This window comes from Nonomuraea sp. NPDC001636 (genome assembly GCF_040298265.1).
In the GTDB taxonomy this organism is placed as follows: domain Bacteria; phylum Actinomycetota; class Actinomycetes; order Streptosporangiales; family Streptosporangiaceae; genus Nonomuraea.
The window spans coordinates 83,359-97,348 of sequence record NZ_JBEOZT010000020.1 but is presented as its reverse complement, the minus strand read 5'-3'; the positions used below and the strand labels follow the sequence as shown (position 1 = coordinate 97,348).

General features: G+C 71.2%; 12 protein-coding genes and 2 pseudogenes. 8 read left to right on the top strand and 6 right to left on the bottom strand.

The window, feature by feature from the left end:
• Nucleotides 1–45: 45 nt before the first annotated feature.
• Nucleotides 46–627 (bottom strand): annotated as a pseudogene (gene cbiE / locus ABT158_RS51325) (precorrin-6y C5,15-methyltransferase (decarboxylating) subunit CbiE); the annotation flags it as partial.
• Between the two features lie 150 nt (nucleotides 628–777).
• Between cbiE and cobF the strand changes: the two are divergent.
• Entirely contained in the window at nucleotides 778–1,536 is a 759-nt protein-coding gene (cobF, locus tag ABT158_RS32030) for a precorrin-6A synthase (deacetylating) (RefSeq protein WP_352359784.1), read from the top strand.
• Nucleotides 1,537–1,582: 46 nt separating this feature from the next.
• On the opposite strand, the gene ABT158_RS32025 is transcribed toward cobF, so the two are convergent.
• The 3 genes from ABT158_RS32025 to ABT158_RS32015 all read right to left on the bottom strand — a co-directional run bounded on the left by ABT158_RS32025 (nucleotide 1,583) and on the right by ABT158_RS32015 (nucleotide 4,074).
• A complete protein-coding gene (locus ABT158_RS32025; protein ID WP_352359782.1) occupies nucleotides 1,583–2,797 on the bottom strand; it encodes a Dyp-type peroxidase in 1,215 nt (404 codons plus the stop codon).
• Nucleotides 2,797–3,354, bottom strand: a complete 558-nt coding sequence (locus ABT158_RS32020) for a copper chaperone PCu(A)C (RefSeq protein ID WP_352359781.1) — start codon at nucleotides 3,352–3,354, stop codon at nucleotides 2,797–2,799. The genes ABT158_RS32025 and ABT158_RS32020 overlap by 1 nt, the downstream gene beginning before the upstream one ends.
• Nucleotides 3,355–3,510: 156 nt before the next feature.
• Nucleotides 3,511–4,074 (bottom strand): MFS transporter, encoded by a 564-nt coding sequence (locus ABT158_RS32015; protein ID WP_352359779.1) that lies wholly within the window; start codon nucleotides 4,072–4,074, stop codon nucleotides 3,511–3,513.
• Between the two features lie 237 nt (nucleotides 4,075–4,311).
• On the opposite strand from ABT158_RS32015, the gene ABT158_RS32010 reads away from it, so the two are divergent.
• The 6 genes from ABT158_RS32010 (at nucleotide 4,312) to ABT158_RS31985 (ending at nucleotide 11,333) form a co-directional block, all read left to right on the top strand.
• Entirely contained in the window at nucleotides 4,312–6,624 is a 2,313-nt protein-coding gene (locus ABT158_RS32010) for a molybdopterin-dependent oxidoreductase (RefSeq protein WP_352359777.1), read from the top strand.
• 49 nt (nucleotides 6,625–6,673) lie between these two features.
• The gene (locus ABT158_RS32005) at nucleotides 6,674–7,225 is read left to right on the top strand and encodes an EF-hand domain-containing protein (protein WP_352359775.1); all 552 of its coding nucleotides are present in this window, start codon (nucleotides 6,674–6,676) and stop codon (nucleotides 7,223–7,225) included.
• Nucleotides 7,226–7,361: 136 nt separating this feature from the next.
• Nucleotides 7,362–8,666: an MFS transporter gene (locus ABT158_RS32000; protein WP_352359773.1), complete on the top strand. Its 1,305-nt coding sequence runs from the start codon at nucleotides 7,362–7,364 to the stop codon at nucleotides 8,664–8,666.
• A gap of 182 nt (nucleotides 8,667–8,848) precedes the next feature.
• Nucleotides 8,849–9,364: a DUF3592 domain-containing protein gene (locus ABT158_RS31995; protein WP_352359771.1), complete on the top strand. Its 516-nt coding sequence runs from the start codon at nucleotides 8,849–8,851 to the stop codon at nucleotides 9,362–9,364.
• A 107-nt stretch (nucleotides 9,365–9,471) separates the two neighbouring features.
• A complete protein-coding gene (locus ABT158_RS31990) occupies nucleotides 9,472–10,617 on the top strand; it encodes a hypothetical protein (protein ID WP_352359769.1) in 1,146 nt (381 codons plus the stop codon).
• 74 nt (nucleotides 10,618–10,691) lie between these two features.
• A complete protein-coding gene (locus ABT158_RS31985) occupies nucleotides 10,692–11,333 on the top strand; it encodes a mycothiol-dependent nitroreductase Rv2466c family protein (RefSeq protein ID WP_352359767.1) in 642 nt (213 codons plus the stop codon).
• Between the two features lie 120 nt (nucleotides 11,334–11,453).
• On the opposite strand, the gene ABT158_RS31980 is transcribed toward ABT158_RS31985, so the two are convergent.
• Nucleotides 11,454–12,002, bottom strand: a complete 549-nt coding sequence (locus ABT158_RS31980; protein WP_352359765.1) for an NUDIX hydrolase — start codon at nucleotides 12,000–12,002, stop codon at nucleotides 11,454–11,456.
• 294 nt (nucleotides 12,003–12,296) lie between these two features.
• Here ABT158_RS31980 and ABT158_RS31975 point away from each other — a divergent pair, with 294 nt between their 5' ends.
• Nucleotides 12,297–13,559 carry an MFS transporter gene (locus ABT158_RS31975; protein ID WP_352359991.1) on the top strand — a complete coding sequence of 421 codons (1,263 nt, stop codon included), beginning with the start codon at nucleotides 12,297–12,299 and terminating at the stop codon, nucleotides 13,557–13,559.
• Nucleotides 13,560–13,631: 72 nt separating this feature from the next.
• Here ABT158_RS31975 and ABT158_RS31970 read toward each other — a convergent pair.
• A pseudogene (locus ABT158_RS31970) lies at nucleotides 13,632–13,986 on the bottom strand (DUF6624 domain-containing protein).
• Between the last annotated feature and the right edge of the window lie 4 nt (nucleotides 13,987–13,990).

Below are 13,990 nucleotides of genomic sequence, written 5' to 3'. Positions count from 1 at the left end.
GTCCCGGGCGAGGACGCACTCGACGGCGATCACGTGGAGCGCGGACGCCTGGCCCGCCGCCCAGCTCTCGGCCGTGCCCCGCCGTTCGGACTCTCCTGGACCGCCCAGCTCCGACAGCACCGTCATCGGGCTCGGACCGTACCCGTGCCGGACGAGCAACCCGGCGACCACCGGCGGCGAGCCGGGCCCCGCGCCGAGCACGACGATCCGGCGGCCCGGCTGGAGCGCGGCGGCCAGCGCCGCGGGCGGACGGCCCACCAGGCTGACGACGTCCACCTGCTCGGCCGGCCAGCCGAGGCGGGCGCAGGCCAGCGCCGGCGAGGACACGTGCGGCAGCACCAGGACGCGCTCCGCGCCCAGCAGCCGGACCAGCGTCGAGCCGATGCCGTGGAACATCGGGTCGCCGCTGGCCAGCACGCACACCTCGCGCCCGGCGTACCGGTCCATGAGCGCGGGCAGGGCGGGCAGCAGCGGCGACGGCCACGTCACGCGTTCGGCGGCCGTCGCGGGCACGAGGTCGAGCTGCCGCGCGCTGCCCATGAGCACGTCGGCGGCCTCCACCGCGCGGCGCGAGCCCGGGGTCAGCCCGTCCCAGCCGTCCGCGCCGATCCCGACGACCGTGATCACGCGTCGCGCCGTGTCAGCTGGATCTCCTCGGCGAGCCGCTCCTGACGGGAAGCGGTGAAGGCGTCGCCCTGATCGGCCAGGTTCACGATCCTCCTCTATGGCAAAGTGCGAGGGATATCGTATATCTGCCTATCTGGCAGACTTTGGCGGGTGAAACGGCTTCTCGTCATCGGGATCGGCGCCGGCGATCCGGACCATCTCACTCTGCAGGCGGTCAAGGCCATCGCCGCCACGGACGTCTTCTTCATCGTCGACAAGGGCGAGACCAAGCACGAGTTGATCCAGCTCCGCCTCGACCTGATCGCCGAGCACGGCCGCGAGCCGTACCGGATCGCCGAGGCCCGCGACCCGGAACGGGACCGCACCGCCCCCGCCTACACCGCCGCCGTCGAGGACTGGCGCTCGCGCCGCTCGCTCGCCTGCGAAGCGCTCATCCAGGACGAGCTGGGCGCCGGGGAGACCGGCGCGTTCCTGGTGTGGGGCGACCCGGCCGTCTACGACAGCACGCTCGCCATCCTCGACGAGATCCGGCGACGCGGGAACGTCACGTTCGACGTCGAGGTCGTCCCCGGCATCAGCAGCGTGGCCGCCCTCACCGCCCGGCACCGCATCGGCCTGACCCAGGTCGGCCGGCCCACGCACCTGACCACCGGCCGCCGCCTGGCGGAGCAGGGCCCCAGCGCCGACGACGTGGTGGTCATGCTCGACGCCCACTGCTCCTTCGCCGGTCTCGACGACTTCCACATCTACTGGGGCGCCTACCTCGGGACGCCGGACGAGATCCTGGTGTCGGGGCCGGTGCCGGAGGTCGGTGACCGCATCCGGCGGCTGCGTGCCGAGGCCCGCGAGCGCAAGGGCTGGATCATGGACACGTACCTGCTGCGCCGCCTGTCATCGGGGGACCGCTGACCTGACACCGAGGGGGCCCGCCGCCAGGCCGGCGGGCCCCCTCGCGTCACGCCAGCAGCCCCTGCCCGATCCAGCCGCCGGGCGGGCAGCCCGGCGGGATGGCGAACACCGCCGATCCGATCGGCGTGGTCCACTCGTTGAGCAGGTCGGCCTCGGCCAGCCGGCGCTGCATCGGCAGGAACTGCGCGCCGACGTCGGCCTGGTAAGAGGCGAAGAGCAGGCCGCTGTCGGGGTGTCCGGCCGCGGTGAGCCCTTCGTCGTAGTTGTAGGGGCGACGGAAGATGCCCTTGGCCGGGTCGGCGCTGTGCGCCCGCCTGATGTGGGCGTACTCGGAGATGACCGGGAACCCCACGGGCGTCAGCTCGGCGAAGTCGGGCGGGTCGTGCTCGGCGGTCCCGGTCAGCGGGGCGCCGGTGTCCAGGCGGCGTCCGACCGTGAACTCCCTGGCGACCCGGTCGGCGGCGTCCCAGGTCTCCAGTTCGACCCGGATCCGCCGCAGCACCAGCGTGGTGCCGCCGCGCAGCCAGTCCGGCGCGTCCGCGCCGGCCCACACCACCCGGTCGAAGACAGGGCTCCCGGGGACGGCGTTGGCGGTCCCGTCGAGCTGCCCCATGATGTTGTGCTGGGTCAGCCCGGACGCCTGCACGCCGGCGGCCCGCCGGAACCCGCGCTGGACCCATCGGACGCGGGTGAAGGCGCGGGCGTCCTTGATGATCATGCGGAGGGCGTGGGCCACGGTCAGCGGGTCGTCGGCGCAGATCTGCACCAGCACGTCGCCGCCGTTCCACCGGTCCTGCAGCCTGTCGATGGAGAAGCGGGGCAGCGCCTTCAGCGAGGACGGGCGCGCGTCCGCCAGGCCCACCTCGTCGAACAGACCGGGCCCGAACCCGAAGGTGACGGTCAGCCGGGCGGGCAGCACCGCCAGTTCCGGTTCGGTGTCGGCCAGGGCGGGACCGCCCGCGCTCAGGCGGCGGGCGTCGTCGGTGAGCAGCCGCATCATCCGGGACACCGCCGCACGGCCGACGCCGTCGCGCAGGTCCAGGCCGACGAAGACGGCGTGCGCCTGCGGGACGGTGGCGATCCCGGCCTGGTGCGGGCCGTGGAAGGGCTCCACCGCCGCACCCGGCGAAGCAGCCCGGGCCGGGCCCGCCGAAGCGGCCTGTGTCGCGAGCGCGCCGGCCGCGGCGGCCGCGGCGGCCGCGGTCGAGGCCAGCAGGCCGCGCCGGGTCAGGCGGGACCTGCCGCCGGTGTGCGCGTCCATCAGTGCTTGCCCTCGCCCGGCTGGTAGTTCTCCTTGCCGCCGGCGAAGTCCTTGCCGATCGCGGTGAACTCGACGGTGGAACCGTCGGCGAGCGTGAGGGTGAAGGGCACCTCGGCTCCCGGCTCCACCTTCCCGGTGACCCCCATCAGCATGATGTGATCGCCACCGGGCGCCAGCTGGTGCGAACCGCGAGCAGGTACCACGAACCCGCCCTTCTTGGGGCGCATCACCATCTTGCCCCCGGAGTCCACCACTTCGTGCAGCTCGACCGTCGGAGACAGCGGCGAGGCGCCGGAGACGACCGTCAGCTCCGCGTCGGTGTTGTTGACCAGGGTGCCGAAGGCGGCGGTCATCCCCTTCCCGCCGGTCTTGATCCAGGGGTCGGTGACGGTCAGAGCGGGCGAAGGGGTGGCGGCGGCGGCGGCGACAGTGGCGGCGGCCGGTGACGCCGACGCGGTCGTCGCGGTCGTGCTCTGGCCGCCGCAGCCGGCGACGAGCACGGCCACGGCCAGCGCCGCGGCGGGAAGAAGCGGGGAACGCGAACGGAGAGAGTACATGGTGGGCCTTTCCAGGCAGGCCTCGGCGCGCGGCGGCGTTTCCCACCGCGCCGGAGGCGGATCAGGCAGGGGCGCTTGACGCGGCCGCGACGTCGGCGGCCACGCGGACCCGGACGGAGCCGGGCATGACGACGTACTCCGGCCGCACCATGAGGGTCAGCCGGAGAAAGCGATCACCTGCGTGAACGGCGGCCCGCGCGTGGGGGCGGCGTGTGCAAGCACCGCCGGGCGCAGCCGGCCCGGCTCGGGCGCCGTCACCACGACGACCGGCTCGTGCAGCGGACGCGGGAGGAGCGCCAGGAGGACCCGGCACAGCCGCGCGGCCAGGCGGTGCAGCAGCCCCCACAGAGCGGCCTCGCCGCGGGCCAGCCACAGGGCGATCAGCCCGGTGGCACCGACATGCGTGACGAGCATGCCGAAGCCCGGCACCAGTCCCGAATGGCCGTGGACGAGCGCGGCGTAGGCGTCCGCGGCATGGCTGAGGGAGAACAGCACATGCAGCACCACCTGCATGCCGGCCAGCAACGGCAGGATCACCGCCAGCGTGCGCTCACGCGCCGAGGTCACGACCCCGCCCCCGAACGCCAGCAGCAGCCCACCGGCCGTCACCGGCCCCGTGACCGATCCCCCGCCGAACAGGTGCGCCAGCACGCCCAGCGCCACGCAGACCACGGCGAACACCGCGGCACGGGCGAGACGGAACGGCAAGGAGGCGGTCATAACGGGCCCATCATCCCATCGCACCCCCTCGCCCTGGCATCCGCCATCGTGCCTCTCCGGCCCGGGGGCTGGACGAAGCGTCACGGTCATGATGCAGCCGGTGCACACCGACGGGGTTGAGCAGCCGGGCATGGGGGAAAGTCTCCGTCCTGCGGGCCGTCGACTGGAGTGGAGGCCCCTGCGACGCCGGCAACCGCTGGTCGAAAGCAGGGGGAACTTCAGGGATGGGGTGGATGCATGGTGGAACGACGCATGTCGGTCGCGACGCACTGGGGCAGTCTCATCGCAGTGGTCGATTCCGGGCGATTAGTACGAATTGAGCCGAGGGACGACGACCCCGTGCCGTCACCCATCGGCCCCGGCATGGTGACGGCCGCCGACGACGGCGCTCGCGTGCTGCGTCCCGCGGTGCGCAAGGGATGGCTCGACGGCCGGCCGCGCGTCCACGACGCCGCCAGAGGCGCGGACGCCTTCGTGGAGGTGAGCTGGGACGACGCGATCACGCTGGTGAGCGACGAACTCCGTCGAGTGCGTTCGCAGCACGGAGACAGCGCGGTGTTCGGCGGGTCGTACGGCTGGGCGAGCGCGGGCGTGTTCCACAACGCGCAGAGTCAACTCCACCGGTTCCTGGCGCTGGGCGGGGGGTTCACCGACTCTCGCAACACCTACAGCACCGCCGCGTTGGAGGTCATCCTTCCCCATGTGATCGGCGGGCATCCGTGGAGCTATCAGTCGCGGATGCCGATGTGGGACGAGATAGCCGACCACTGTGAGCTGGTAGTGGCGTTCGGCGGGCTGGCCCTCAAGAACAGCCAGATCAACCCCGGCGGGCTGGCCAGGCACCAGACGCAGAACCTGCAGCGACGGTGCCGTGCGGCCGGGGTGCGGTTCGTGAACGTCAGCCCCATCCGCAGCGACGTCGCCGGCTTCCTCGACGCCGAGTGGCTGCCTGTCGTCCCCAACACCGACACCGCCGCGATGCTGGGCATCGCCCACACGATGCTGGTCAACGGGTGGCACGACGAGGACTTCCTGCGCCGGTGCTGCGTCGGGTTCGACCGCTTCGCCGCGTACGTGGCCGGCGAGCTCGACGGCGTCCCCAAGGACGCCGCCTGGGCGGCGAGGATCACCGGCATCGGCCGCGAGGCGATCATCGACCTCGCTCGCCGCCTTACCGAGCGACGTTCCCTCATCATGGTCAACTACGCGGTGCAGCGGGCGGACCACGGCGAACAGCCGATCTGGATGTCGGTCGTGCTGGCCGCCATGGCGGGCTCGATGGGCCGGCCCGGCTGTGGCTGGGGAGCAGGTTACGCGACGATGGACGCGACCGGCGTGGCCAGAGGCCGCCCCTCCGTGGCGACGGTGCCCGGGGTCGCCAACCCTGTCCCGGACTTCATCCCGGTCGCGAGGATCGCCGACACCCTGCTGCATCCGGGCAGGACCATCGGCTACGACGGACGGCGCCTCACGTTGCCGGAGCTTCGCCTGATCTACTGGTGCGGCGGGAACCCGTTCCACCACCATCAGGATCTCCATCGGCTGGCCCGAGCCTGGCAGACCCCTGACACGGTGGTGGTTCACGAAGCCTGGTGGAACACCACGGCCAAGTTCGCGGACATCGTCCTTCCCGTCGCCACCAGCTTGGAGCGCGACGACTTCGCCGCCGGATTCTCCGATCCCCACCTCGTCGCGATGCCCAAGGTCCGCGAGCCGGCGGGAGAGTCACGCACCGACCATCACATCTTCGCCGCATTGGCCTCCCGGCTCGGGTACGAGCAGGAGTTCACGCAGTCGCGCTCCGAGCTCGAATGGGTCCGGCACCTGTACGAGCAGACGCGGGCGACACTCGGCGACGATGCCGCGTTGCCGGGCTTCGACGACTTCTGGCGCAGCTCCACCGCTGAGCTGCCGGCGTTGACCGGACCGTTTCCCGGCAGCTTCGAGGCGCTCCGCGCAGATCCGCAGCGATTCCCCCTGCCGACGCCGTCGGGCCGGATCGAGATCTTCTCCGAGGAGATCGACTCGTTCGGCTACGACGACTGTGCCGGGCATCCGATGTGGTTCGAACCAGCGGAATGGCTCGGCGGCGATCTGTCGAGCCGGTTCCCGCTGCACCTGATCTCGAATCAGCCCGCCGCACGCCTGCACAGCCAGTACGACAACGGCGGCCACAGCCTCGACTCGAAGATCCGTGGCCGTGAGCCCGTGACGATGAACCCGTCGGATGCCGCGTCGCGCGGCATCGAGAACGGCATGATCGTACGCATCCACAACGACCGGGGCAGCTGTCTGGCCGGCGCGGTCCTGTCGGACGACGTCATGCCAGGCGTCGTCCAGCTGTCCACCGGCGCGTGGTGGGATCCGGTCCAGCCAGGTCTGAGCGGAACACTGGACCGCCACGGCAATCCCAACGTCCTTACTGCAGATCGGCCGTGCTCGCAGCTGTCCCAGGGGCCGAGTGCTCTCAGTGCGCTGGTAGACGTCGAGCCCTACGACGGACCTCATCCCGATGTGCTCGCCTTCACCCCACCGCGCCTGGAGCATTGACACGACAGGCGCTTGATTTAACGTAATCGATCGAATACTTTGCGTAATCGTGACTCGACTTCAAGACCTCAAGTACGGCCAATGGTTCAGGGGCGCCGACGTCGACGGCGACGGGTTCATCACCCAGCGGGACGTCCGGATGATGAGCGAGCGTTACATCGCCGCCCGCGGCGCCGCGCCCGACTCCGGGACCGCCCGCCTGCTCGCCGAGAGAATGGACGCATTCTGGACGCACGTGATCGCCCCGATGGATCGCGACGGTGACGGGAAGGTCGATCTGCGGGAGATGACCGAAGGGTTCAGGCGGGCCCTGACCGACCGCGCCCTGTACCCGGCACAGATCGAGCCGGTGACCAACTGCTTCTTCGACCTCGCCGACCTCAACGGAGACGGCAGGATCGACCAGGCGGAGTTCCAGCAGATGTTCGACTCGGTCGGCGGCGTCCCCGGCGACGACTGCGCCGCGGTCTTCGCCGCCCTCGACCGAGACAGCTCCGGCGTGCTGGACCGCGCCGAGTTCCATCAGGCGGTCACCGAGTTCTTCTACGGCGACGACCCGGACGCCCCCGCCAACCACCTGTTCGGCAGGGTGGCCGGCTGACGGCCCTGACGCCTCTGTCGTCCACCGAGGTCTCGCCCACCGGTGGCCGCGGGCACTCCCCACCCCGGTCGCCGCGACGTCCTCGCTGCCCGCCGGGTTGGACAGCGTCCTCCCTGACGGGTATCTTCTCCGCCTCGTGACCGACATCGTCCCGCTGCGGAAGAACGCGCGTTTTCAACTGTTGTGGGTCGGCAGCGCGGTCTCCCAGCTGGGGTCGGAGCTCACCACGCTCGCCATGCCGCTGCTGGTGCTGGCGCTCACCGGCTCACCGGGGCTGGCGGGCGTCGTCGCCGGAGCTCGTACCGTCGCCTTCCTGGCGGTGCAGATGCCGGCCGGCGTCTGGGTGGACCGGTGGGACCGCCGCCGTACGCTCATCACGGCCCAGAGCCTGCAGGCGGTCGTCTCCGCGCTGCTGACGGCGCTGATCATCACCGGTCAGGTGCAGGTCTGGCAGTTCGTCACGCTGGCGGTGCTGGACGGGCTGTGCGTCGCGTTCATCGGCCCCGTCCAGGACACGGCGGTCCGCGGCATCGTCCCCTCAGGCCAACTGCACAGTGCGTACGCGCAGGAGGAGGCCCGCACCCACGCGGCCGGACTGATCGGTCCTCCGCTCGGCGGCCTGCTGTACAGCCTGGGACGGGCGGTGCCCTTCGTCGTCGACACCATCACCTTCGTCGCCGCCACGCTCTTCTACGCGCTTGCCAAGGTGCCCCGCCGCCCGGCGGACGAGCCGCGGCCCTCTGCCGGAGATCATGGCGAGGAGCAGCGGCCGGTCCGGCGCAGCATGCGCCGGGAAGCGGCCGAGGCCGTCATCTGGCTGTGGCGGCGGCACGGCCTGCGGGAGGTCACCGCAGCGGTGATGGTCCTCAACCTGCTCGGCGGAGCGTTCCTCATCCCGCTGATCGTGCTCGTCGGCGAACGCGGCGGGGACGCGCGCATCACCGGCACGGTCCTGGCCGGTCTCGGCATCGGCGGGCTGACCGGTGCGCTGCTGTCGGGCCGCATCAGCAGGCTCCTGCCTCCCGGAAGGCTCCTGCTGACCGTCGTGACGGTCTTCGGGACCGCGCTGGCGGCCACGGCACTGCCCTGGGGGGCGTGGTGGCCGATGGTCCCGTTGGTGTTCATCACCTTGTCCACGCCCTCACTGAACGTGGTGATGAACGTCGTGGTCGCACGGATGGTGCCGGAAACGATGCTCGGCCGGATGGGCGCGGTCCTGAGCACGAGCGCGATGGCGCTCAAACCCCTCGGGCCCGTCCTCGGCGGGGCGCTGGCCGCGACGCTGGGCGGCGCGGTGGCACTCGTCGTGCTGGGCGGACTGCTCGTCCTGACCGCCGCGGTGGCCGCGCTCAGCCCGGAGCTGCGCCACTTCACCGGAGAGGCCGCCACCGCCGGAGACGACACTCCGACCGACGACAAGGCCCCGCACGCCCCCGCCTAGCTGTCGCATGCCGTGACGCCTGCTCCCGCCGGCCCGTGGCAGCCGGAGAACAAGGCCGATCCGGCCCCACGCCAGGAGCGCCGGCTTCCGCTTCCGGTTGGCCCTGCACTCTCCCGCGGTGCCGCGAACCATGCACCGCTTTCGATCGTTGTCTGGGTGTTGCCGATTTCGAGGGGGCCGCAGTGGAGCAAGTCTTCGAGTACCTGCCCTTACTGTTCGTGGCGTTCGGCGCCGTGATCGTGCTGGTCTCGGTCAGGGGGATCGTGCACGGCAGACGGTTCGTGCGCGGGGCGCGACGAGTGCCGGGCGTGGTCACCGACGTGGCCACCACGTTCACCGGACGCGGCGAGCATCTCAAGGCGAGCCGGCGTCCGGTGCTGACCTTCACGACCGCGGAAGGGCGGGAGGTGACCGCCGAGTCCTTGGTCGAGTCGCAGCTGGGCATCGGCAGGGAGACCGACGTCCTCTACGACCCGGAGGACCCGACGAAGGCCGCGCCCGCCGGCGACGCCGGTGTCGGGGGCGGTTACGCCGGCATCGTCATCGGGCTCATCGCCGCCGCCGTCGGCCTGGCCGTCTTCGCCGCCTTCTCCGGACATTTCACCCCGTCCGGCGGCACCGAGAACAGCTGCCAGATCGAACCCGCCGACGGCACCTCCGAGCCCGTCGACTGCCCTCCGGGCATGGACGTCGGCTGACGCGTCCCGCCGCTTTCTGCCAGGCGGTACGGAGATCGAAAGAATATGATGGACGAATGCGGCTTTGGCGGCGGCACCCGTCCCAGAATCATGTCATTGCTGGACATATGCAGAAGTTCTTCCGCAGCCTGCACCAAGATGAGCAACCAGAACAAGTAGCCAAGAAATACGCGGCCTACTTCTGGGACCGGGACGCGGACACCTTACGGGACATGAGCTCACTCACCCGACACGAGTTCGACGTGAGCCTCGGCCTCAGAGGAACCGACCTCACCGCCATCACCAAGCGTGTCTCGCTCATTTCCGACACCCTCCTTCTTTCTGACGGCATGGGTGGGACGTATCACGAGATCGGACTGACCGGAATCCACTGGGACGACCCGGCGAGACGCTCAGGGAGCAAACCGCAGCTCCCGCCCGGCACGCCCGCCGACCTACCGGCGTCGATGCTGCACATGGCAGCCGTCCGTGAGCCTCGTGAAGACTGGCGGGAGGACCACTTCGGCATCAGAACGCTCGATCTGGCGCAACTCGGCACCTGGATCCTTCAGGCCCGACCTCTGCTGCAAGCCGGGCTGACCTGGTACCTGCCCAACTACTGCCTCCGCACGCAGCAGGTGAAGAAGGGACGCCCCGTCCAAAGGAGCAGGGCGATCCATGACGCTCGGGCAGTCGACTTTCTCCTCAATGGGCGGCGCGCGATCGAGGCGTCAGGCGAGGAGCCCGTCAAAAGCCGGCTCGTCCGACCGATCCTGGAGATCAAGCTGCCCTACATCGACGGCGTCGGACTTCGGGACTTCAGCAGGATCACTGTCGAGGAGTTCGGGTCCTACGACCGTTTCCGCACTTACCTGCGCGGGAAATTCCTCCAGCTCGACGAAGCCCAGGACGCCGTCCAGTCCGAACTGGCCCTGACCCGGATCGGCCTGGAGATCCGGGAGCAGATTCAAGAATGCCAGGCCGAAATGGCCAGGATTCAACGGACCAGAGCCCTTGCCGCCACCGGCGCCGTCCTCGGAACGACGGGAGCGACCCTCACCGCCGTGTACGGTCCGGCTCTGACCGCCGCGCTCGGAGTCCTGGGCGCCACCGGTGGAATATGGAGCGTGGTCCAGGCGATCAGCCAGAACAGCGTCCGGACACTCCGTGAGGGGAAGTGGTACTACGTCTGGACCCTCGATCAGGCGTACGAACACAAACGAGCGAAGAGCGGCGCACGCCACCCTCCCCAGCGCTCGAAGAAGCGGCGTTAGCGCAGTTCCCGGGGCAGACGGGCCGGCAGCTCGCGTCGCGGGTGCGAGATCGGTCCGAGAGGAAGGAAGGCATCATGACGATCACGAAAGACGCGGAGCTCGTCGAGGTCCCGTTCTGGTTCGATCCGCTGTGCCCCTGGGCGTGGGTCACCTCGCGCTGGCTGCTGGAGGTCGAGAAGGTACGGCCGGTGCAGGCCGACTGGCGGGTCATGTCGCTGGCCCACCTGAACCTCGTCCAGCGCAAGGGCGAGGGGATGAGCGAGGACTACCGGAACCAGATGGAGAAGGCCTGGGGGCCGGTGCGGGTCTGCGCGGCCGCCGCCGAGCACGCCGGCCGCGGGGTTCTCGGCCCGTTGTACACCGCGATCGGCACCCGGTTCCACAACCAGAAGCGTCGCGATGACCCGACGGTCATCACCGAAGCCCTCGCAGAGGTGGGCCTGCCCGCCGCGTTGGCGGCGGCCGCCGACAGCGACGCGTTGGATCCGCTCATCAGGGACTCCCACGACGAGGCCTTCAACGAGGTGGGGCTCGATGTCGGAACCCCCGTTCTCCGCGTCGGCGGGATGGCCCTGTTCGGCCCGGTGATCAGGCAGGCGCCGCGCGGCGAGGCAGCCGGCAGGCTCTGGGACGGCCTGGCCCTGGTCGCCGAAACGGAGGACTTCTTCGAGCTCAAGCGGAGCCGGGGGCGGGGCGTCAGACCGTCCTTCGACTGAGGGACGCCGCATCTGGCCAGTGCCTGCTCCGGCTGGGCGCCCGTTCGAGGCTTCGCCGTTCCGTCCGTCCCAAGGGCAACGGCGGCGGGGCCTCGACGGGCGCGCCGCGGCCGACGGGTTCTACTCGCGGGCCGGCACGGCTCGCGCGATGCGCGGGCCGACGAGGCGCTCGGCCTCGCCGAGCGGGTACCAGCCCGCGTCCGTCACCTCCGACTCCTGGATCGGCCCCAGGTCCGCGTGCGTCACGAACGCGAACCCGATGTCGAGGTGGTGGTGCGCCGGCTCGCCCTTCTGCGGCCGTGCCGGAACGCGGGCGTACTCGATGTAGACGGGGGCCTGCGACGCCGGCACGACCTGCGCGGGGTCGATTCCGGTCTCCTCCGCCAGCTCGCGCACCGCCGCGTCGATCAGTGAGGCGTCGGCCGGCTCCAGATGGCCGCCGGGCTGCAACAGGATGCCGTAGGCGCGGTGCCCGACGAGCAGGACCTCGGCGCCGTCGCGGACCAGCAGCGCGCCGGCGGTCACGTGCATCGGGAAATTCCGCCGCGAGGCGAAATCCCGGCCCTCGGCCAGCAGGCGCAGCGGCTCGGACAGCAGCGCGGACTCGTCCGGGAACCGCGAGAGGTGGTCCCGGACGGCGCTCGCTATGTCCGCGTCAGTGATCGCCACAGGTCGCTCCCGCACCTTCCCGATGACCGAGAGGAGGCTTCGCACCGTACAGGTGCGACCGGTCGGCGCGCGCCTGCCACGCCGACGGGACGGGACATCGGCCAGGTGGGACGCTGGACCCGAGCAAGCGCGTGAGAGGTTCGGAGAAGGGGCCATGCACGAAGCTGCCGGATCAGGAAGCGGTCCTCCTCGGCCGGGCGAGCCGATCGCCTTGGCGTCGCCGGGGATCTCCGCCCCGAGCGCCACGGTCGCCCGCCAGCGGCACGTCCGGGCCGGACGGGGCCCGCGGCGGTGATGCGGGAGCGCCTCGGCGCCGCCGTGGAGCTGCTGCGCCGGAACCGGAACTTCCGCCGCTACGCCGTGGGACGAACCGCTTCGGTCCTCGGCACCACCACGGCCCCCGCCGGGCTGGCCTTCGCCCTCATCGACAGGGACGGCGGAGGCACCGCCATCGGCGTGGTGGCGACCGTCAGCATGCTCGTCTTCCTGACCGTCACCCCGGGCGCCGGGGTGCTGGCCGACCGGCTGCCCCGGGTATGGATCATCGTGACGTGCCAGCTCGTCTGCGGCCTCAGCCAGTGCGTCTCCGCCGCGCTGTTCCTGAGCGGCTCGGCGACCGTCTGGTCCCTGGGCGGCCTGGCGGTGCTGACCGCCGCGGCCGCCGCGTTCTTCGCCCCCGCGGCGAAGGGCCTGATCGCCGGCATCGTCGAACCCGGCGCCCTCGTCCCGGCCAACGCCCTGCTGCAGATCGCCGGCAACCTCGTCGCGATCGTCGGGCCCACGGTCGCCGGGCTGGTGATCGCCTCCGTCTCGCCGGGCTGGGTACTGGGCTGGGACGGGGTCACCTACCTGCTGTCCGGCGCGGTGTTCCTCATGGTGCGGGTGCCGGCCGCAGCCGTCCGTCCCGAGCGGCGTGGGTTCGCCGGGGAGCTGATCGAGGGTCTGTCCGCGTTCGCCGGTCGCCGCTGGTTGTGGACGCTGACCGGCCTGCAGGCGCTGACGTCGGCATGCTGGGGAGCCGGGTTCACGGTCCTCGGGCCGCTGTACGCGGCACGCCACCTGGAGGGCGGCGCGGTCGGCTGGGGCGTCGTCGGCTCCGCCCTCGGCGTCGGGCTGGCCATCGGCTCGGTGACCGCGCTGACGCTGGCACCCGTACGCGTGGGCCTGCTGCTGTGCGCCACGGCGCTTCCCGAGGCGCTGCTCCTGGCCAGCATGGCAGCCGCGGCGCCCACGTGGTGGATCGCCGCCGCAGGCGCGCTCACCGGAGTCGCCGGCACGCTCCAGCTCATCTCGTACACCAGCCTGCAGCAGCGCGAGATCCCGCAGGAGCAGCTCAGCCGGGTCCTCGCCACGTCGTCGGTCGTCGGCAGCGTCCTGGTCCCGCTGTTCTCGGCGTTCGCCGGCCCGCTCGCCGACGCCGTCGGGTTGCGAGCCGTGCTCGCCGGGTGCGCGACGGTCGTCGTCGCCGGTGCGGCGGCCGCGTTCGGTGTTCGAGACGTACGCCGTCTCCGCACGACCACGAGCACCGCCGGCCCCGCCAGCGGTCGATGCCAGTGACCCGGCCATCTGACCGCGCGGCGCTGCCGGCCCGGACCTTCACCGGCGACCGATTCGCCCTTGAGGCCGGTCTCACCCGTACTGCTGACGCATGGAGCTGTCGTAGTCGGCGTGCGGTCCCAGCCCGACCTCGGCTCGGCGCTCATCGAGCCGATCACGATCTTCTATGGGCTGCGGCTGGAGAACGCCGTCAGGGGCGTGGTACTGCGTGCCGAACACCTGCGGCCGCCCCTCCCCGACCCGAACGCGGTCCACGAGACGCTCCTTCCTCTCCGACGAGGTCGCGCCCCGGCCAGCCGTGCTCGTCGATCACCTGCTTGAGGTAGGCGGTGTTGTCGGTGTCCACGGTCGTCCATCGCTCCATCAGGTCATCGGGCACGGGACCGCTCTTGGGCAGGCTCAGGCGGACCTCCTGGTCGCGCCTCATGCGG